We start from the raw sequence: 20,191 nt of genomic DNA, 5'->3' as shown, positions 1-20,191 counted from the left end.
ACATTATGGGAAATTATTTTATACTTGTCATTGGCGTGATTTATTTAATTGGTGCATTTATTATTCCAAAATGGCGTCGAAAAAAGATCAAACAAAACTGGAAATTTTTTGAATTACTTTGGTTTTCGATCTGTTTTATCTGTTATGTGATTTATTTAGAAGTTCAGCTGCACTCATTCTATTTTTTTATCCCTTCATTTTTTTTACTCGTGTTTCTTTTTAGTTATTTTAAAGAAAAGCGGCGCTTGATCAATGGTTTATTGTTCAATGTGTTTTTAGTTGTCGGCATGACATATTTAGGTGTTCTAGTTGTTCGAACAACCAATCCATTGTTAGTTGTTATGGCTGGAATCACTGGCGTCTTTTTACTTTTATCCGCGTTAATCGGTCTTTATGCATTACTAGTGTTCTTATATTGGAATGCGATTGTTGTCTTGCGAAAAGAAGGTCATTCGTTAGCAAATTTATTAACCTTATTGCTGGCAATCGGCTTGACTATCTTTTTGATTTTTAGTTACTTTTCTACAACTATTTTACCTTCTTGGGCGATGACGTTGTTTGGTATTTTACCTATGCTCATGTTTTACTTTTTTGCTGTTTTTTATAATTTTTTAACGATTTCTACTATTTACCAATTCAATCAGCCTAGATATAATCAAGATTTCATTATCATTCTTGGCTCTGGATTGATCGATGGTAAAACGGTGCCTCCTCTTTTAGGAAACAGAATCGACAAAGCAATCCAATTTTATCAAGCGCAAAAAAGTGCCACACAAATGCCGCCTAAACTCATTATGTCTGGCGGCAAAGGCGATGACGAACATCTAGCTGAAGGAGCAGCGATGAAAGCATATGCTTTAGAAAAAGGAATTCCTGAACAAGATATCCTTGTTGAAGCAAACTCTAAAAATACATTGGAAAATATGAAATTCTCAAAAGAAATCATTGAAAAATCCAGTGAAAGTTCTACTTACCGTGCAATTTTTACAACGAATAATTTTCATTTATTCCGTGCTGGTCTGTTCGCCAAAATGGCTCATTTAAATGCAAATGGGATTGGGGCTAAAACCGCTTTTTACTTCTTGCCTAATGCCTTTTTACGCGAATTCATCGCAATCGTGGTTATGAGAAAACGCCGCCATTTAATCGTTTGCGGCATCATCGTAGCGGCAATAATTGCTCTTACCTTGTTTGATTATTTCTTTGTCGGTTTAGTCTAATTTGTTTTCTTGTTGTCCAAGCGATAGCCGCCATTACAGCAGAGAGCGGGACAAACACCCATGAGGGCGATCGCCCTCATGGGTGTTTGTCTCAGCCTCTGCTGCTTTTCAATTCAGCTGTACATGTCTGATTTCATCATAACCAACTTTTTGATCTGCAATATAAATCCCCAGTTCATCATGTCCTTGAATACACCCGATAATATCTTCACTATAATTTCCCTCACTATCCAATTCTTCTTTTTGAATCGCTACTGAATACTGTTCTTGGTATGCTTTTGCTAAGATAGTGTCGATTTCCTCCCAACTCATTTGTTCTTTTTGTTCAGGTGGCCGTTTCTTTTTTTCTTTTGCAATGATCGCTGTATGTTCAGATAGATAAAACCCTGCCCATTTTTTCATTTTTCGATCTTGGTATTGTTCAAAATAATAATCTCTTTCTTTACTCATTCTAATCCCTCCAATCCTCCTGCATGACCGCCAACCAATGAGGCTCTTGAAATTGCTGTACCGCCGGAGGTCATTGAACTTGCGTGAACCAACGAGACATAGCCAAAGCGTTGACGAATCTCATCGATCACCTGATCCAGCTCCAATTCTTTCAACTGCTCAGTCGGCTCGTGAAATAGATCCAGCTGTACATAAGTATTATAATTCAGTTTGGAATAGGTGATTCCAATATGTCGTACCTCTTCTCCATGCCAATGCTGCCTAAAAATCGTCAAACAATACTCGGTCAGTAACTTACTACTGTTGGTTAAAGGAACCTTCATTTGTCTTGAAAAACCTGAACTTTCCTGCTTTGCTCCTCTGGAAACGCCGACAGATAGATGCACACATTCTGTTTGACAGTGGGCTTTTCTAAGTCTCGCTGCTACTTGATCTGCCATTTCACGAATCACTACTTCGATTTCTTCTTGTACCAAATAATCCCGCATCAAAATCTGCGAATTATTGAACGATCTTTCTTCGGGTATGTATTTTTCTGAAAGACGGCTTCTATCGATCCCATGGGCATGCGCGTACAGCTGCTCACCAATAATGCCTAAGTTTCTTTTCAGTTTGTTACTATCTGTATGTGCCAAATCATTCACTGAACGAATCCCTAGATGATTCAGTCTTTTTGCCAAACGATGACCAATCCCCCACATCTCAGTCATCGGCTCGATCGTCCAGACTTTTTCAGGAACATCTTCATACTGCCATTTTGCTAAACGTTCTGGGATATGTTTGGCTTCGATATCCATTGCTAACTTCGCTAACAATGGATTATCTCCGATACCGATCGTGATATAGAGACCTGTTTCTTTTTGAATACGTCTTTGAATACTTCGTGCTAATTCAGTAGGAGAGTTGGAAAAGAGCTTCCAGCTTGCTGTCACATCTAAAAAAGATTCATCGATCGAATAGATGTGCAAGTCTTCTTCAGCTACATATTCAGAATAAATCGTATTGATTTTCATATTTTCTTTGATGTATTCATTCATTCTTGGCGGAACAATTTCTAAGTCTGGATGATTGGGTACATCGTATTTTCTTGTTACATTCGTGATGCCTAAAATCTCTTTTGCTTTAGGAGAAGAGGCCAGCACCAAACCTCCAGTATTTTCAGCATGACTCATCACAACAAGCATTTTTTCAAGAGGATCATAACCTCTTTCAACACATTCTACAGAAGCATAAAATGACTTGACGTCTATACAAAAAATCGTCCTTCGAGGTTCTTTTTCATAGTCAAAAAACATCGTAATCCTCTCCTTGATTCATTTCACCATTCATTATACGAACGTATGTTCTTTTTGTAAAGGGGAACGCCTTCTTAAATTTATATTCTATAAAGCTACTTTTTTTAGAATTATCGATAAGATTGCTATCTTAAAAAGAAAAAAAGCATTATAGTTAGTTTAGAAAGTTTTTTAATGATCTGCTCTTGGAGCTTAAGGAGTGACGTTCGTGTCTTTTTATGAAAAATTTATCCAAAACACTCGTTTGAGACGTTTTTTTGTTTTAGCGGTTGTTATCTTTGTTTTGTTTTTAGCTAGAAGTATGATCACGATGATTCTATTAACCTTTATTTTTACATTTTTAGCGCTTCATTTCGTAAAATTTGTCCAGCATTTCGCAAAGATTCCCGCCCTCTTTCTAGTTTTGGCAAGTTATGCTCTTATTGTTTTTCTGATTTATTTTGCCGTGACTAAATATGTGCCAATTTTGATTCATCAAACCGCGCAAATGTATAATTCTGTCGTCCATTTTTATCAAAATCCAGAAAATAATCATAACCAGTTGTTGATGATTATCGATTCCTATTTAGAAAAATCTACTTTGACTACTCAAATTCAAAACGGTGCTGGGATGCTTTTACACTATGTTCAAGATCTTGGTTCACTTGGATTATCTGTCATTCTTTCGTTCATTTTAAGCTTCTTTTTTATGATTGAAAAAAAACAGATGGCTGATTTCTCTAAATTGTTTTTAAAAAGTGATTTTGATTGGTTTTTCCAGGATATTTATTATTTTGCAGATAAATTCGTCAATACGTTTGGTGTGGTCATGGAAGCACAATTTTTTATCGCCGTTGTCAATACCATCCTCACAACGATTTGTTTGGCATTGATTGGGTTTCCCCAATTACCAAGTTTAGCGATCATGATTTTCATTTTGAGCCTGATTCCTGTGGCTGGTGTGATCATTTCTTGTATCCCGCTTAGCTTCATCGCTTATTCCCAAGGCGGCATCAACGATGTGATCTATATTTTAGTCGTGATTCTTGTCGTTCATTTAGTTGAATCCTATGTGTTGAATCCTAAATTTATGTCCAGCAAAACGGATCTGCCCATTTTTTATACGTTCGTCATTTTATTGCTCAGTGAACGTCTCTTTGGTGTCTGGGGCCTGATTGTTGGTATTCCGATTTTTACGTTCTTTTTAGATATTTTAAAAGTCAAACCGATCCAGCCTGTAAACAAATTATGATGCTTTTTGAAAAGAAAAGAGGATGGGTTCTAGCAAGGTTGAGGCAACCGTCGATTTTTGCGAATTATCGAAGAATTTAACTTTTGACCACCGTTTATTACGTTTTAAAAGCAAAGCAACACTGATTTTTCGTTTTATCCCCCACAACAGACAACAAGACAAAGGCAGTATGCTCTGAAGCATACTGCCTTTGTCCGCTCTTTTTGTGGTAGCGGCAGCTTTTATGTTTGGAAAATCAGTCAGGAAGCAAAGACTAATTGATTTCGGACTAAATAACTAGCTCATTTCAGCTACCTGTCCAAGATCCCAATACACTGCCATATATAAGGAAAAACAATTCCTTTGCTTCCTTTGAAGCGAAAACTAGACTGTTCCTTTTATAGGAAAGCTAGCTGAACCACCCTTTTTATTGTAAAACAAATTCTTTGGATAATTTTTCTTTGTTACTGAATAATTTCGTAGCTTCTACAGAAACTGGCGAACTTGTATCGCTCAATTTATAAGGTACTTTCAAATTCAGTGTTGCCCCTGGCTGAATCTCAGTCATCGAATCAACATACCCAGCCTCAGACATAACGGCTAATTGCAATGCTACGCCATTTTGGAAAGCTTTTGTTGTGATCGATGTTAAAAACATTGCATTCTCGTTACTATTATTCGTAAATTCATACTCGACAACGCCTACATCTTCGCCGCTATAATCTTTTGCAAAAGTAAATTCTTTGATTGTGACATGATAATCGCCTAAATCACCTGCATCTGTCAAAGTAGGTGCTTCGGATTCTTTGACAACCGTACTCGTTGTTTCGTTCTTTTTGGACGTCTCTTTCTCTTCGGAATCTGAACCCATATTAGCCAAAACTCCACCGACTACTAAAACACCAATTCCTATCAAAACAATTTTCTTCATACTCATTTTTTTGTCTCCTTCGTTATTTAGTCCGTTGATACAAACTCATCTTACAAAATAACGAAAGGAAATTCTTATGCATTATGCATAGTAAAAAATTAATTCTTTAGCAAACTATTACTAATAGAAGTTGCAATTGTATAAAGAACAAGCCAAAAAAAGACTAACAAAACATATCCTAAACCTTTAAATATACTATTTTTTGATTTAAGTAATGGAAGTTTTTCATGAAAATTCATAAAGTTCGTAAATAAAAATATCGGTAAAATAAATAGAATAAGGTCTTCTACCACAGCAATCAACTGATTATTTAGTCCCTGTTTTTTGAGTAGATCTTGAGGGAATCCAATCCCGATAAATAGATAATAAACAACTGCAATAATTTTTTTCCATAAATAATTCGTTCGAAATCCCGGTACATATTTCTGTAAAAAGGAGGTGCCAAGACCGTTCACTTTATGACTTCTACTAGTCTTTGACGTTTTATTTGCAGTGTATGCTGGGATCCCTTCTCTTTGCCTACTTTTTTGAGCAGCATACATTTGATTAACTGTCAGTCTTTTCAGCGATTCTTCCACAGCCCTCTTCATTTGACCAGCTGACTGATAGCGATCTTTCGGATCTAGCTTTGTCGCCTTGAGGATCAATGGTCGTAAAAATGGATCTGCACTTAGCTCTTCTTTAGGATATTTTTTGATTGAGCATGTATTTATCACAACGCCTAATGAGTACAAATCACTTCGTGCATCTGATTCAGCAAAGCCAAACTGCTCGGGTGAAGCAAATCCGATCGTTCCTAATTGCACTGTATCTGTTTCTTTTCCGCCATCAAACGTTCGAACAGTATCAAAATCGATTAGTTTTACTATTCCATCATTGGTCATCATAATATTTCCTGGCTTGACATCACGATGAACAAGCCCGTTACTGTGTAAAGCGATCAGTGCCTCTAATACATCCAACGTTATTTTTAAAATCGTTTGGGTATCCATTTTTTCTGAAAGTCGTAGAAGCTCAGATAAGGTCTTTCCATGAATAAATTCTTCATAAAGCCATAGCTGCCCATCTTCAACAAGCACCTCTTGCACTTTAGCTAAATGGACATGATGGATCATTTGTAGTTCAAACAGATTTTCTTTTAAAGACAGCGGATAACATTTTTTGACAAAGAATTCTCTTGTGTCTGTTTTTCTTACGAGCACTGGTCCATTGGGTTTATCTGTTAAAGGTTCGATCTCTTTATAGAAAGAAGTATTCTCTTCTGTTACATTTTCCATTATCATTCTCCATTATTTGTTTGCTGGTTTCATTATAGCAAAGAACTTCTTAAAATGCGTTCTCACTTTGACAAAATCACGGTATAATAAAGAATATATTTTAAGAAATAGGAGATTGTCAGGATGCAGGAAAAAGATACAGATAAATTGCTTCATTCATTGAAACAAGCAGAAAATTTTCAAACCGTTTTTGCCGAAACCAAACCGCACACGATCAATCCAGCGGTCAAAGACTTTCTCAATCAATGGTTGATCAAAAAGAATATCAGCAAAAGTGCTGTGTTGAAAAAAGCAGGAATCGCAGAAGCGACAGGCTATCAATATTTTGATGGAAAACGAAATCCCTCTAGAGAAAAAATGACTGCATTAGCGATTGGGTTTTCTTTAACATTGGAGGAGACAAATGAACTGATGAAAAAGACTGGCTATGCTCAGCTTTACCCAAAACACCAATGGGATGCTGTGGTGATATATGGTCTTTCACATCAATTAACACTTGCCCAGATCGATGATCATTTATATGAGGCAGGTCTAAAAACCTTTGGTGACTAAACGAGGTTGAGCCAAAAATCGATTAGGTTCGAGCAATTAGAGTAAAAAGCGAGCAATACGTGTCTTGTATTGCTCGCTTTTTGCGAAATTGCCGAAGAAGCTGACTTTTGGTCATCATTTATTACGTTTTAGAGTGTGAAACAAAACTGATTTTTCGTTTTATCCACCCTTTTTCTATTCATTTTTTCTTCTCTTTTATACTTAAAGTGACAAGGCATGAAACGACAGGAAGCAAATAGCAAAATACAGCATATGGCAAATACTCGATTGTTGAAACACCCAGCGTTCCTGAAATAAATACCCCACTGACACCCCATGGAATCAATGGATTCACTACTGAACCAGCATCGTTCAACCTTCTAGACAGCAAAGGCAGCGGAACATTTTTTTCTTTAAATTTATTGATAAATGATTTTCCAGGCAAAATAATCGATAAATACTGCTCACCGATCAACACATTGATTCCCACAGAACTCATCATAGTGATCAAAATCAGCTTTTGTCGAGAATCGATCATTTTTTCAAAGCGCTGAAGCAAACAATCGATAACTTCCATTTTTACCAGCAATCCACCTAAAGACAACGCTAAAATAATCAGAGAAACAGACCACATCATGCTTTGAATACCGCCTCTGGTCAATAGCTCGTCCACTTGAGCATTGCCAGTCTGAGAAACAAAGCCATTTTGGATCATATCAGCTGTTCCAACAAATGAAAAATTTGACGTCGTAAAAAACATCAACAAAAGAGACACACCAATGCTTAACAGCAATGTAGGAATCGCCGGAATTTTTTTCCAAGCACAAACAAATAGTAACGCTAAAGGAATCAGCGTAAGAAATGAAATCGTAAAATTATTATTTAAAGTATTAACGATATCATGAATGCTATGACTGTCTAGAGCACCATCGTAACGCAAGCCCATCAGCAAAAAGTAAACAAAGGAACCAAGCGTTGCCGGCAGTGCCGTCTTATATGTATTTTTTAAATGAGTAAATAAATCCACTTCGGCGATTGCCGCGGCCAAATTTACTGTATCTGACAAGGGTGAAATAGAATTTCCTAAAAAAGCACCCGAAACAACGGCACCGGCTGTTAATGTTGGATCTACGCCGATCAGACTACCCATTCCTAAAAACGCGATCCCAATCGTTGAGATTGTTGTAAATGAACTACCAACAGCTCCACCAACAATTCCACAGACGAAAAAAACCGTTGGCACAAAATATTTCACAGACAAAAATGAAAAACCTAAAACCATGATCGTAGGAATCGTTCCATCAGCAATCCAGACACTAATCAAAGCGCCAATCAAAATAAAAATCACGATTGGAATAATGCCAGATGAAACACCTTCAACCAATGCATCATGAATAAAATCCCAAGAAAATTTCTTATAAACAGCAAACAACATCAAATAACCGATAGCAAGCAACAAAGCGACATGGGCTGGAATACTAAAACCAATAATACTGACTCCGATCATTAGTAGTAACGTGATCAAAAGAAACGCTGCTTCATTAAAATTTACTCGATATTTTTTCATATACATTCCTCACATCTTTTAAAATCCTTCAGTATTCTAAGTTATTTAATTAAAGAAAGGTCTGCGGTAAAATTACCGCAGACTATTTCAATATCCCTTGATCCAATAATTATTCAGCGTAGATTGCTTCTAATTTTTCTTGAATCGCTTGCTTGATTTTTTCTGCGTATTCTTCAAAGATCTCTTTGTCATTCATATATGGTGACATTGCTGCAGCACGTAAAATCGTTACTTTGTCTGCACGTTCCCATTCAGCACGAGAAAAACCTAAGCTGTTTACAAATTCAAACGGGCTGTGACCATATTCTTCAATCGCAAAATCAGTATGAGAAGTAATGAATTCATTGTTATATAATCCGCCTTTTGCATAAGAGGCATAATCATAAAAGTCATGATTCAATTTGTTCATTTTCACTAAATCTGTATTGCCTTTTTCATTAAATACGTAGTCTACCATGTTAAAATCAGGTTTTGTTAATGCATGGATTTCGATAGTTTTATCACCTACTTGGAACTCTAATCCATCGATAAAGTGGTAGAAATGATACGCTCCTTCAATACTTGCACCCATCAATTTACCATAGCCTGTTACATTCAATGGCAAGACTTTATGAGCAGTCCAAACAGCAGCGGCAGTTGCACCAGCTTTTGAGCCTTCTAAGATATATGCCCCAAGTAATGCAGGAATATCTGCTCCTTTTTCAAATACATACGTTGCAAAATATGAAATCACATCACGCATACGAATATCTTTGATGACAACACCACCGGCTGAATAAGGAATGTACCCCATTTTATGTGGATCGATCGTAACAGATTCTGCTTGTTCAATAGCTTTGAATGAATCATAAATATCTTTAGTCAACCAATCATTTTTTTCTTGGAAGATGTTATGTTTTGCATAAACTTCGTCAATTTGATCCCATTCAATAAACTGATCATTTTCATCTAAGAAGATTGAACGGCCGTAACCACCGTAAGCTGCATCGACGTGTACATAGAAGTAAATGCCTTCTTTAGCCAATTTATCGCGTAAAGCAATGATTTGATCGATGCGATCGACTTGTCCTTCTTCTGTTGACCCAACAACACCAACTACACCAAGGGTTGGAATGCCTTGTGCTGCTAAATCGCGGATTTGAGCTTCTAATTTGTCAATATCCATACGGTATTCACTGTTTACTTCACCAGCAATCACTTGATCTAAACCGATCCCGATGATATCTGCTGCTTTTAGCCAAGAATAGTGTTTGGTTTGGGGCACGATCCATTTACCTAACTTGTCTAAGTTTTTACCGCTACGAGCTGAATGAGCTTTGATGTCATCCATTTTATCTTGAACCTTATCCAAAATATCCAACACTTCTGTTGTTGGCATATTTAGTAGTTCCCATTCCGTTTTTCCAGCAACCATTTCTGGTGCGACAGCTTGAATCGCAAAAGGCAATGATTTCATGTTACGGGCATACCATAAACCTTCTAAATTTGCGATCGAACCATCTGCTGCAATATGTCCCCAGCCATTTTGATAGCTCATCAACGCAGCAAACTCCATCCCTACTTCTTCTTCCATTTGAGAAGTCGCTGGTGATGATTCATAGGCTACGTTATTTCCGTTCCAAAGCATTGCAGCTGAGTAAGCGATAATTGATGGCATCAATGTTTCAGCGTTCATATGCCCCCAGAAACGACCTGCTGAGTGCCAAGGTAATGACTCTGTGCGTAGACGTGAAGATAAGGTATTGAATACAGTCCGCATATTGTCAGCTGTTTCTTGAAAGCTCTTAGAACTTCTATCTTGGGGAGTGATGACAGGCATGTCTTGCGGCATGTAGTTTTGTCTCCAGCCGATGTGCTCATCGATCATTTTGTTTAATAGTTCTTTGAATAAATCAACATTTTCACCTTTGTCGCCGATAAATAATGCTTTCAAGTTCGTGTCATCTGTATTGAAATTTTTCATGAATATTTCCTCCGATATTTTCAAAATAGTTCATACTAAATCGTCTCTTGATAAACTGTTTATGCTAATTTTTTGTTTTTTTCCATTCTGGTTTTTTTCTCTTATAAATCAATAAAGCAATACCGATCATAATCAAGGTTGCTGCAACTTGGAAAATTACATAAGCTGCGTGACCACTTTGGGGAACAGAGGTTGGCGGAATCAAGCTGACTAAAATCGTCACAATCACGCTAATCACTGCTAATGATGCCACAGCCCACATCAAGCCGTTTCCTTTACTACCTAGTCTAAACGGACGTTCAACTGACGGCATGCTATAACGTAATTTAACAGCCGATAAAGAAATCAAAAGATAGACCACACAATAAAGAATAGTTGTTGTAATAGTAATAATCAAAAAGGCTTCACTAATATCTGGAACGACTACATATAAAAATGATACAAGAGAAATAACAATTGCTTGGATCATCACAAAAGTAATTGGAATCCCTTTTTTGTTTCGTTTTTGGAAAAATGGCGGTAAGTTCCCTTCATCCGCAACTTTGATCATTGATTTACTTGGGCCTAATACCCAAGCACTTAACTGAACTAACACACCAATTAAAATCATCAAAGAAACAATATTGTTGAAAATAGCAGGAATACCTAAATCTTCTGTCATAATTACGAATGGTTGCGTAATATTAGCCAGTTCCATTTGACCCGCTGGTACACTATCCGCTACGCTTAAACCAGCAACTAAATTGAAAACAACTAATAATAAAACTGAAGCAATCACAGCAATCGGATAATTTCGTTTTGGATTGTCGATATTATTGGCATGAACAGATGAAATTTCTACTCCGGCAAAAATAAAGATAATCCCAGTTAAGGTTGGTAAGCTGCCTAAATCGCTAAAATCAGGTAATAATTTTCCTGCTTCAAAATGACCTAAATAGCTTTCTTGGTTGATCCCATGTTTCGCCATATACATCATGCCTAAAACAACGAGAGCCACAAACGGAATATAAACACCGATCACAGCACCCCAGTCACCAGCGATTTTGACCATATCGAATTTCAAATTTAATAAGGTAATACTCCAATAAGAAAGCAAGATCATAATGAAAATAAATAGATTATTATGTCCTAGATCCGGACGATTGATTACATATCCTAGTAATACACCTACTGTAGAAGCGACCATAACCATTCCGAAAAACATTTGCACCCAAAGTAACCAAGATGTTACAAAGCCCCATTTTTCACCAAAGGCGTTACGCACCCAGACTTGGGGACCGCCTTCTTCCGGCCACCCGGTTGAAAGCTCAGCCGAAATCAATGCGATCGGCAAGGCAAAACAACATGCGGCAATCAGCATATAAAAAATTTGCGCCCAGCCTGTTGAAGCTAATGTTGGAACACTACGAACCGTTCCAAAAAAGGCCATGGTAATTCCGATTAATCCAAATAATGACAATTTCTTATTCATGTTTGACCTCCTAAATTAATGTTATGTTTTGTTTCTCACATGTGAAATCACATTCAAAGTATAGGTACCTTTCATACCCAAGTCAAAAAGAGCTGAATTAAAAAAAAAGCTCGTTATTTAACATTTTTGCACTCTGTCCAGCGCGTCAGCACTTCACTGCGCTAAAGCATTCTTGTGAAAAAAATCGTTAATAACCGCTTTTTGTCATTTGCTTATTTAAAATTGTCATAAATCATTTTTCGCCTCTGACTTTTTCAAAAAACCTAGATTAAAGTAATAAGTAATAAAATGAGAATCATTTCATTTAAAAATAATAAAAAGAAAAAGAAGGATTTGACAAGTCGGCTCATTTGTCGTAGAATTGCTACAAAATCACATATCAAACTTTAATAAAGCGAAGTAGCAAAAATGTCCCTATTTCAGAGAGTCAACGTTCAGTGGGAGTTGACATATACATTTTTCGTGAATTACACTTTTAGTTTCCTACCGTAAGTAGGCGTCTATCTACGATACAGATTTGAGAGGTATATGTTTTTACATATACAATTTGGGTGGTAACACGGCGGAGTTCGTCCCATAGGCTAATAGCCTATGGGGCGTTTTTTATTTATATATCGGAAAGGAAGAAAAAACATGACAAACATTATTGATGAACTAGAATGGCGCGGCGCCATCAACCAACAAACAGATAGCGAAGGTTTACGTGAATACGTTGAAACCAACAGCATTTCACTATATTGCGGTGTGGATCCTACAGGAGACAGTATGCATATTGGGCATTTGATTCCATTTATGATGCTAAAACGATTCCAAGCATTTGGACATCACCCATTTATTTTAATTGGCGGTGCAACAGGAACGATCGGTGATCCAAGTGGACGTACGACAGAACGTCAATTACAAACAATGGAAACTGTTCAACACAACGTTGATTCCTTAACAAGACAAATGGAAAAACTATTTGCTGTTGATACTGACAACACGTTAACCCTAGTAAATAACTACGATTGGACGCATAACTTAACTCTATTAGATTTCCTAAGAGACTTCGGGAAATTCTTCAATATCAATACAATGCTTGCTAAAGATATCGTAGCCAGCCGTTTAGAAACGGGGATTTCATTTACTGAGTTTACGTACCAAATTCTACAATCAATGGACTTTTTACACTTGTTCCAACACAATAACGTCCGCATGCAAATCGGCGGCGCTGACCAATGGGGCAATATCACAGCCGGTCTTGACTTGATCCGTAAAAAAGAAGGCGCTGATGCAAAAGCCTTTGGTTTAACGATTCCATTGATGCTAAAAGCGGACGGAACAAAATTCGGTAAAACAGCTGGTGGTGCGGTTTGGCTTGATCCAGAAAAAACAACGCCTTACGAATTCTACCAATTCTGGGTAAACCAAGATGACCGTGACGTAATCAAATACTTGAAATTCTTTACCTTCTTAACAAAAGAAGAAATCGATGCATTAGAAATCAAAGTAGAAACTGAACCACATTTACGTGAAGCTCAACGCGTATTAGCAGCAGAAATGACAAAATTTGTGCATAGTGAAGAGGATTTAAACGATGCCTTGGCTATTTCAGAAGCATTGTTCTCCGGTAATGTTAAAAATCTAACCTCTAAACAAATCGAGGAAGGCTTTAAAAATATGCCGACTGTTGAAACAAATGCCATCGATCAAACGATTGTCGATTGGTTGATCGAGTTAGGCATCGAGCCTTCAAAACGTCAAGCACGTGAAGATGTAACCAATGGAGCAATCTCAATCAATGGTGATCGTATTCGTGAATTAGATTTCCAAGTAACCGCTGATCAATCATTCGATGGTAAATTTATCATTGTAAGAAAAGGTAAAAAACAATACACGTTAGTTAAATTAGCTGCTAAATAATAGCTGTGAACATTCAAAAAGCACGACACCAGACTAAAGTAGTTTTGTGTCGTGCTTTTTTTCTTGATTACTAGACAAAAGAAAAAAAAGTTTTATAATAGGAAAATAGTTGATTCATTTTAAGGAGAGTTTTATGAAAAGGAATACTCTGTATGCTTTTTGTTGAGAGGTACAGGGAAGATATCTGAGCTACTCATTATTGTTATCTAACTATGAGCTAGCCTTTCGGGGAAAGATAAAATTGATTGAGAAAAAAATGTGTTTCAATCAATTTTCCTATTTTTCCTGTCAGAGCTAAACAAGCCTATTCCGCTTTTGCTGAGAATCATGCCAAGAAATACAACGAAGTGATGAGTTGCTATTGATTGGTACAAGGTGACTGAAAGGAACGTTGCTTCTACTTGCTTCGTTAGTTGATGTTGATCACTTATATTATCCAGCTGCACAGGCTAGCTCTTCGGAAAAAAGATAAATATTGAGTGAGATAAAGAGCATCTCAATCAATATTTCCTATTTTTCTGTCAGAGCTGGGCGAGCCTGTTCCGCTTTTAAATTTAGGAGGGACTTATGAAAATCGATAAGATACAAGACGGTCATGGTGATGAGTTTTTCCGTTCTCTACTTGCGTTAGAAACTTTAGAGGATTGTTACAATTACTTTGATGACTTAATGACATTAAAAGAGTTGGATTCTATGATTCAGCGTTTTGAGGTGGCAAAATTACTTCTATTAAATAAAACATATAGTGATATCGCTGAAGCTACAGGCAGCAGTACCACTACCATTTCCAGAGTTAAACGAATTATTGATGAAGGGAATGGTGGCTTACTTGAAATGGTCCATAGGATCGACGAGGAAGATGATAGCGAGCTTCATCGTTAAGACCTAGATAATCTTTACCTTCATCTAATCTGGCTATCTGCATTCCAATTAAGCGGCTTTTATTTGAATACAAAACAAAAGACCGAGCCTGGCCAGCTCGGTCTTTCTTTGTGTGACAATCTATGCTAAATATGAATTGGCAAACCTAAAGCCAACTCAGAAGCATCCATAGTAATTTCCCCTAAAGATGGGTGTGGATGGATCGTTAATGCGATATCTTCTGCATTCATGCCAGATTCGACTGCTAATGATAATTCAGAAATCATATCACTTGCGCCAACTCCGCCGATTTGTGCTCCGATAATCACATTGTCTTCGTTTGTTGTTACCAAACGTACGAATCCTTCAGTTTTACCTAAAGAAATAGCACGACCGTTACCAGCAAATGGGAATTTATAAGCAGTTGCTTCTAATCCGGCTTCTTTGGCTTCAGCAATTGTCATACCAACACTTGCTAATTCAGGATCAGTGAAGGCTACAGCAGGCATTGCTTTGTAGTCCACTTCTACTTTTTTACCAGAAATTGCTTCTGCCGCAATTTTCGCTTCGTAACTTGCTTTATGAGCAAGAGCAGCACCTGGTACGATATCTCCGATTGCAAAAATGTTTGATACATTCGTTCTACCTTGTTTATCAACAGGGACTAAACCACGTTCGCCAACTTCAACGCCCGCTTGTTCTAATCCAAGATCATCAGTATTTGGACGACGTCCAACTGTTACCATTACATAGTCAGCAGTAACTGATTCTTCTTTGCCGTCTACTTCATATTTTACAGTTACGCTATCGCCGTTGTCGATTGCTTCTTTAGCCATTGCTTTGGTTACTACTGTTACATTTTTCTTCTTGAAGTCATCTGTAACTAGTTTAACCATGTCTTTTTCATACGTTGGTAAGATTGAAGGACTACCTTCTAAAATCGTTACTTCAGATCCAAGGTTCGCATATGCGCCACCTAATTCTGCACCGATAACGCCGCCACCGATGATAACAAATTTCTTAGGAACTTCTTTCAAGTTCAAACCACCAGTAGAATCTAAAACACGTCCGCCAAATTTAAATCCAGGAATTTCGATTGGGCGAGAACCTGTAGCCACAATAGCATTATTAAATGAGTAGGTTTGAGCTGAATCTGGGTGGATCACACGTAATGTGTTTTCATCAACGAAAAATGCTTCTCCTTCAATAATCTCTACTTTATGTTTTTTAAGCAGCATACCTACGCCGCCAGTAAGAGTTTTAACAACTTTATTGTCTTTCCACTCTTGTGTTTTTGTAAAATCTAATTCAACATCTTTAGCTGTTACACCAAACATTGTTGAATCTAATGATTCTTGATAGTGATGTCCAGCTGCGATCAATGCTTTAGAAGGAATACATCCAACGTTTAAACATACACCGCCGATAAACTCACGTTCAATGATCGCAACTTTTTGACCCATTTCAGCAGCACGAATCGCTGCAACGTATCCTCCAGGGCCTGAACCAATTACGACTGTATCTAATTCAATGGCGAAATCTCCTACTACCATCTGATAATCATCCTTCCATTAATAGTAATTCTGGATCAGCTAATAAACGCTTGATGTTGTTCATTGCTTTTTGAGCAGTTGCTCCGTCAACAATACGGTGGTCAAAACTCATTGAAAGTTTCATTACGCGACCAACAACGATCTCTCCGTCTGCATTTACAACTGGTTGTTGAGCAATTGTACCCACACCTAAAATAGCAACTTCAGGGTAGTTGATAACTGGTGTGAACCAGCCGCCGCCAACTGAACCAATATTACTGATTGTGATAGAACCATCACGCATATCCGCAGCAGTTAGTTTACCGTCGATTGCAAGAGCTGCTTTTTCGTTGATTTCATCAGCGATCGCAAACATGCTCTTAGTGTTCGCATTTTTAACGTTTGGTACATATAAACCGTGATCAGTATCTGTTGCGATACCAATGTTATAGTAGTTTTTATAAACAATTTCTTGTGCTGCGTCATCAATTGATGCATTCAAGATTGGGAATTTTTGAACAGTTGCTGTCAATGCTTTCACAACGTATGGTAAAAATGTTAATTTTGTACCATTTGCTGCTGCAACATCTTTAAATTTCTTACGGTGATCCCATAATTTAGATACTTCCACTTCGTCATGCAATGTAACGTGTGGTGCAGTGTGTTTACTGTTAACCATCGCTTTAGCAATTGCTTTACGAGTTGGTGTCATTTTCTCACGAGTTTCAGCTTCACCTAAATCAGAAACAAATGGTTTAGCAGGTGCTTTTGGTGCAGCTGCTGTTTCAGTTGCTGCTGCAGCTTCTGACGTTTGTTCAGCTTGTGCTGGCGCTGCTGCTTGTCCGCCACCTGAGATAAAGCTTTCGATATCTGCTTTTGTCACTCGTCCGCCTTTTCCAGTTGGAGTAACTTGTGTGATGTCTACATCTTTTTCACGAGCAAATTGGCGTACTGATGGCATAGCTAAGACACGTTTGTTTGGATCAGCCGCTGCTACTACGCCTGTTGACGCTGCTGGTGCTGCTTGTTCTGTTTGAGCAGGCGCACTTGCTGCTGGTGCTGAACTTGGTGCAGCGTTATGTCCTGGTGCATCGATTTCGATCAATACATCCCCAACGTTTGCTACTGTACCTTCTGGAACAACGATGTTTTTAACTGTTCCTGTTACTGGTGAAGGGATTTCTTCAACAGATTTGTCGTTTTGAACTTCCAATAATGTATCATCTTCGTTGATTGTATCGCCTGATTTAACGAACCATTTTACGATTTCGCCTTCTGCAATACCTTCACCGATATCTGGTAATTTAAATTGGAAAACGCCGCCGCTGCTGTCAGTTGCTGATGCTTCTGGAACTGCTGCTGGTTGTGCAGGTGTTTGTTCTTGAGCTGGAGCAGCTGCTGGTGCTGCATCATTTTCAGGATGTCCTGGTGCATCGATTTCGATCAATACATCTCCAACGTTTGCTACTGTGCCTTCTGGTACTACGATTGATTTAACTGTTCCTGTAACTGGAGATGGAATCTCTTCTACAGATTTATCGTTTTGAACTTCTAATAGTGTATCGTCTTCATTGATGGTATCTCCTGCTTTAACGAACCATTTTACGATTTCGCCTTCTGCAATACCTTCACCAATATCTGGTAATTTAAATTGATAAGCCATTTTTTAAGCCTTCCCTTCCTTTATCGTATCTGTCTAACTCGCAAATTGCGGAAAACAACAGCTCTAAATTTCCACATGAAAAATATCACGTGAAAATTTAGGCATGCTATTAAAGCAAATTTATTCAGTTTCTAATTAAAATTCTGCGATTTCTCTAGCTTTCGCTTCGATATCTTTAGCATTTGGCAACCAAATGTTTTCTGCTTGTCCAAATGGGAAGATTGTATCTGGAGCAGATACACGGCCAATTGGCGCTTCTAATGATAATACAGCACGTTCAGAAATTTCAGAAACAACCATAGCACCAACGCCAGCTTGTTTTTGTGCTTCTTGAACAACGACTACACGGCCTGTTTTTTCAACTGATTTAATGATTGTTTCAACATCTAAAGGAGCCACAGTACGCAAGTCAATAATTTCAGCAGAAATATTGTCTTTCGCTAAGTTGTCAGCAGCTTTGATTGCTTCACGAACCATTGCACCGTAAGTGATGATTGAAACATCTGTTCCTTCACGAGTTACAGCTGCTTTATCTAAAGGCACTTCATATGCTTCATCCGGCACTTCCTCACGGAATGAACGATAAAGTTTCATGTGTTCTAAATACACAACTGGATCATTACTTCTAATAGAAGAAATCAATAATCCTTTTGCATCATATGGATTTGATGGAATAACCACACGGATACCAGGAGATTGAGCGATCAAACCTTCCAAGTTATCTGAGTGAAGTTCTGGTGTATGCACACCACCACCAAATGGTGCACGAACAGTAATAGGCATGTTGCGTGTTCCGCCCATACGGTAACGAGTACGAGCCATTTGACCAACGATTTCGTCAAAAACTTCAAATACGAATCCAAAGAATTGGATTTCAGGAACTGGACGGTAACCTTCTAAAGCTAAACCAAAAGCTAAACCACCGATTCCAGATTCTGCTAAAGGAGTATCGAAGACACGGTCTTCGCCAAATTTTTCTTGTAATCCTTCAGTTGCACGGAAAACTCCGCCGTTTTTACCAACGTCTTCACCGAAGACTAATACGTTTTCGTCTTTCTCTATTTCAAGAGCTAAGGCATCTGTAATTGCTTGGATCATTGTTTTTTGTGCCATGATTATTTCGACTCCTTCGCTTCGTAGAATGCAATTTGTTCTTTAATATTTTGTGGTTGAACTTCAAACATATTTTTCAAGAAATCAGATACTTTTTGTTTTGGAACTTTATCTGCTTCTGCAATTGCTACTTTGATTTCTTCTTTTGTTTTTTCGATGACTTCGTTTTCTTTTTCTTCAGACCATAGACCTTTGTCTTCTAAATATTTACGGAAACGGATCAATGGATCTTTTTGTACCCATTCGTCATCCATGTCTTTTGAACGGTAACGGGTTGGATCGTCACCTGATAATGTATGTGGACCATAACGGTAAGTTAATGTTTCGATCAAAACAGGACCATTTCCTGCTGCAGACCAATCACGCGCTTCTTTGGCAATCGCATAAACTGCTAATGGATCCATTCCGTCTACTTGAATACCAGGAATTCCTGCTGCTACAGCTTTTTGTGCTAGTGTTTTAGCTGCTGTTTGTTTTTCACGTGGTGTTGAGATTGCGAAACCATTGTTTTGGATGATGAAGACACCATTTGCTTGGTAAGCACCAGCAAAGTTGATTGCTTCATAGAAATCCCCTTGTGAAGAACCGCCGTCACCAGTATAAGTGAAGACAACATTTTTCTTGCCGCGTTTTTTCATGCCTAAAGCAACACCCGCTGCTTGAATGTATTGTGCACCAATAATAATTTGTGGTGGTAAAGCGTTCAATTCTGGCGCATAGTGGTTACCAGCTACGTGACCGCGAGACCAAAGAAAAGCTTCTGCTAACGGTAACCCATGTTGTACTAATTGAGGTACATCACGGTAACCAGGTAATAGATAGTCTTCTTTTTCCATTGCAAATTGACTTGCCAATTGGCTTGCTTCTTGTCCAGCTGTTGGAGCGAAGAAACCTAAGCGTCCTTGACGATTCAAAGCAGTTGAACGTTGATCTAAGACACGAGACCAAACCATACGAGTCATTAAATCTACTAATTCGTCATCTGATAAATCAGGTACTGCATCTTTGTTTACGATTTTCCCATCTTTATCTAAAACTTGAAATGTTGGGAAATCTGCGTCGACTTTTTCCATTAATGCGTTAAAGTCAATAGGTTTTTGATTCTTTGCCTTTGCCATTTTGTCACACAATCCTCTCTGTTACGTTTCTTTTTTTCGATTAAAAATAAAACAGCTTCTAAAACTGTATTACTTTTTATCGACTAC

At 37.8% G+C, this 20,191-nt stretch carries 16 protein-coding genes and 1 other annotated feature; of the genes, 5 read left to right on the top strand and 11 right to left on the bottom strand.

What is annotated here, in order from left to right:
• Window positions 1–5: 5 nt before the first annotated feature.
• Window positions 6–1,220, top strand: coding sequence for a YdcF family protein (locus BCR25_RS01850; protein ID WP_069661897.1), 1,215 nt, complete (start codon window positions 6–8; stop codon window positions 1,218–1,220).
• A gap of 108 nt (window positions 1,221–1,328) precedes the next feature.
• Here the strand turns inward: BCR25_RS01850 and BCR25_RS01845 are convergent, their stop codons facing one another.
• Together BCR25_RS01845 and BCR25_RS01840 are read right to left on the bottom strand one after the other, a co-directional pair.
• Entirely contained in the window at window positions 1,329–1,670 is a 342-nt protein-coding gene (locus tag BCR25_RS01845; RefSeq protein ID WP_069661896.1) for a hypothetical protein, read from the bottom strand.
• Window positions 1,667–2,965, bottom strand: a complete 1,299-nt coding sequence (locus tag BCR25_RS01840; RefSeq protein WP_069661895.1) for a Y-family DNA polymerase — start codon at window positions 2,963–2,965, stop codon at window positions 1,667–1,669. The genes BCR25_RS01845 and BCR25_RS01840 overlap by 4 nt, the downstream gene beginning before the upstream one ends.
• 208 nt (window positions 2,966–3,173) lie before the next feature.
• Here BCR25_RS01840 and BCR25_RS01835 point away from each other — a divergent pair, with 208 nt between their 5' ends.
• A complete protein-coding gene (locus BCR25_RS01835) occupies window positions 3,174–4,196 on the top strand; it encodes an AI-2E family transporter (RefSeq protein ID WP_069661894.1) in 1,023 nt (340 codons plus the stop codon).
• Between the two features lie 406 nt (window positions 4,197–4,602).
• Here BCR25_RS01835 and BCR25_RS01830 read toward each other — a convergent pair whose 3' ends face one another.
• Both BCR25_RS01830 and BCR25_RS01825 read right to left on the bottom strand, forming a co-directional pair.
• The gene (locus BCR25_RS01830) at window positions 4,603–5,112 is read right to left on the bottom strand and encodes a DUF5067 domain-containing protein (protein WP_069661893.1); all 510 of its coding nucleotides are present in this window, start codon (window positions 5,110–5,112) and stop codon (window positions 4,603–4,605) included.
• A 92-nt stretch (window positions 5,113–5,204) separates the two neighbouring features.
• Window positions 5,205–6,383, bottom strand: coding sequence for a serine/threonine-protein kinase (locus BCR25_RS01825; protein ID WP_069661892.1), 1,179 nt, complete (start codon window positions 6,381–6,383; stop codon window positions 5,205–5,207).
• Between the two features lie 123 nt (window positions 6,384–6,506).
• Here BCR25_RS01825 and BCR25_RS01820 point away from each other — a divergent pair, with 123 nt between their 5' ends.
• Complete coding sequence (locus BCR25_RS01820; protein WP_069661891.1) at window positions 6,507–6,935, top strand: helix-turn-helix domain-containing protein; 429 nt, start codon at window positions 6,507–6,509, stop codon at window positions 6,933–6,935.
• Window positions 6,936–7,113: 178 nt separating this feature from the next.
• Here the strand turns inward: BCR25_RS01820 and nhaC are convergent, their stop codons facing one another.
• The 3 genes from nhaC to tyrP form a co-directional block, all read right to left on the bottom strand.
• Window positions 7,114–8,481: a Na+/H+ antiporter NhaC gene (gene nhaC / locus BCR25_RS01815; protein ID WP_069661890.1), complete on the bottom strand. Its 1,368-nt coding sequence runs from the start codon at window positions 8,479–8,481 to the stop codon at window positions 7,114–7,116.
• Window positions 8,482–8,590: 109 nt separating this feature from the next.
• Entirely contained in the window at window positions 8,591–10,444 is a 1,854-nt protein-coding gene (gene tdc, locus BCR25_RS01810; protein ID WP_069661889.1) for a tyrosine decarboxylase, read from the bottom strand.
• Window positions 10,445–10,508: 64 nt separating this feature from the next.
• Window positions 10,509–11,915: a tyrosine-tyramine antiporter gene (gene tyrP / locus BCR25_RS01805; protein ID WP_069661888.1), complete on the bottom strand. Its 1,407-nt coding sequence runs from the start codon at window positions 11,913–11,915 to the stop codon at window positions 10,509–10,511.
• 377 nt (window positions 11,916–12,292) lie between these two features.
• Window positions 12,293–12,495 (top strand) — a binding site (T-box leader).
• A gap of 53 nt (window positions 12,496–12,548) precedes the next feature.
• On the opposite strand from tyrP, the gene tyrS reads away from it, so the two are divergent.
• Both tyrS and BCR25_RS01795 read left to right on the top strand, forming a co-directional pair.
• Window positions 12,549–13,817, top strand: coding sequence for a tyrosine--tRNA ligase (tyrS, locus tag BCR25_RS01800; RefSeq protein ID WP_069661887.1), 1,269 nt, complete (start codon window positions 12,549–12,551; stop codon window positions 13,815–13,817).
• A gap of 567 nt (window positions 13,818–14,384) precedes the next feature.
• On the top strand, window positions 14,385–14,699 hold the full coding sequence (locus BCR25_RS01795) for a YerC/YecD family TrpR-related protein (protein WP_069661886.1): 315 nt from the start codon (window positions 14,385–14,387) through the stop codon (window positions 14,697–14,699).
• A 125-nt stretch (window positions 14,700–14,824) separates the two neighbouring features.
• Here BCR25_RS01795 and lpdA read toward each other — a convergent pair whose 3' ends face one another.
• The 4 genes from lpdA to pdhA all read right to left on the bottom strand — a co-directional run bounded on the left by lpdA (window position 14,825) and on the right by pdhA (window position 20,104).
• Window positions 14,825–16,231, bottom strand: coding sequence for a dihydrolipoyl dehydrogenase (lpdA, locus tag BCR25_RS01790; RefSeq protein WP_069661885.1), 1,407 nt, complete (start codon window positions 16,229–16,231; stop codon window positions 14,825–14,827).
• Window positions 16,232–16,238: 7 nt separating this feature from the next.
• Window positions 16,239–17,873, bottom strand: a complete 1,635-nt coding sequence (locus tag BCR25_RS01785; RefSeq protein WP_069661884.1) for a dihydrolipoyllysine-residue acetyltransferase — start codon at window positions 17,871–17,873, stop codon at window positions 16,239–16,241.
• Window positions 17,874–18,008: 135 nt separating this feature from the next.
• On the bottom strand, window positions 18,009–18,986 hold the full coding sequence (locus BCR25_RS01780) for an alpha-ketoacid dehydrogenase subunit beta (RefSeq protein WP_069661883.1): 978 nt from the start codon (window positions 18,984–18,986) through the stop codon (window positions 18,009–18,011).
• Window positions 18,987–18,988: 2 nt separating this feature from the next.
• Window positions 18,989–20,104, bottom strand: a complete 1,116-nt coding sequence (pdhA, locus tag BCR25_RS01775) for a pyruvate dehydrogenase (acetyl-transferring) E1 component subunit alpha (protein ID WP_069661882.1) — start codon at window positions 20,102–20,104, stop codon at window positions 18,989–18,991.
• Window positions 20,105–20,191: the final 87 nt, after the last annotated feature.

The sequence above is a fragment of the Enterococcus termitis genome, from assembly GCF_001730305.1.
In the GTDB taxonomy this organism is placed as follows: domain Bacteria; phylum Bacillota; class Bacilli; order Lactobacillales; family Enterococcaceae; genus Enterococcus_L; species Enterococcus_L termitis.
Note: the sequence above shows the minus strand (reverse complement) of the source record. Positions and strands in the feature narration are given on the sequence as shown.

Excerpts from the sequence above, each read along its gene's own strand:
- BCR25_RS01850 (WP_069661897.1), top strand. The coding sequence starts at position 6 with ATGGGAAATTATTTTATACTTGTCATTGGCGTGATTTATTTAATTGGT.
- BCR25_RS01845 (WP_069661896.1), bottom strand. The coding sequence starts at position 1,670 with ATGAGTAAAGAAAGAGATTATTATTTTGAACAATACCAAGATCGAAAA.
- BCR25_RS01840 (WP_069661895.1), bottom strand. The coding sequence starts at position 2,965 with ATGTTTTTTGACTATGAAAAAGAACCTCGAAGGACGATTTTTTGTATA.
- BCR25_RS01830 (WP_069661893.1), bottom strand. The coding sequence starts at position 5,112 with ATGAGTATGAAGAAAATTGTTTTGATAGGAATTGGTGTTTTAGTAGTC.
- BCR25_RS01825 (WP_069661892.1), bottom strand. The coding sequence starts at position 6,383 with ATGGAAAATGTAACAGAAGAGAATACTTCTTTCTATAAAGAGATCGAA.
- BCR25_RS01820 (WP_069661891.1), top strand. The coding sequence starts at position 6,507 with ATGCAGGAAAAAGATACAGATAAATTGCTTCATTCATTGAAACAAGCA.
- nhaC (WP_069661890.1), bottom strand. The coding sequence starts at position 8,481 with ATGAAAAAATATCGAGTAAATTTTAATGAAGCAGCGTTTCTTTTGATC.
- tdc (WP_069661889.1), bottom strand. The coding sequence starts at position 10,444 with ATGAAAAATTTCAATACAGATGACACGAACTTGAAAGCATTATTTATC.
- tyrP (WP_069661888.1), bottom strand. The coding sequence starts at position 11,915 with ATGAATAAGAAATTGTCATTATTTGGATTAATCGGAATTACCATGGCC.
- tyrS (WP_069661887.1), top strand. The coding sequence starts at position 12,549 with ATGACAAACATTATTGATGAACTAGAATGGCGCGGCGCCATCAACCAA.
- BCR25_RS01795 (WP_069661886.1), top strand. The coding sequence starts at position 14,385 with ATGAAAATCGATAAGATACAAGACGGTCATGGTGATGAGTTTTTCCGT.
- lpdA (WP_069661885.1), bottom strand. The coding sequence starts at position 16,231 with ATGGTAGTAGGAGATTTCGCCATTGAATTAGATACAGTCGTAATTGGT.
- BCR25_RS01785 (WP_069661884.1), bottom strand. The coding sequence starts at position 17,873 with ATGGCTTATCAATTTAAATTACCAGATATTGGTGAAGGTATTGCAGAA.
- BCR25_RS01780 (WP_069661883.1), bottom strand. The coding sequence starts at position 18,986 with ATGGCACAAAAAACAATGATCCAAGCAATTACAGATGCCTTAGCTCTT.
- pdhA (WP_069661882.1), bottom strand. The coding sequence starts at position 20,104 with ATGGCAAAGGCAAAGAATCAAAAACCTATTGACTTTAACGCATTAATG.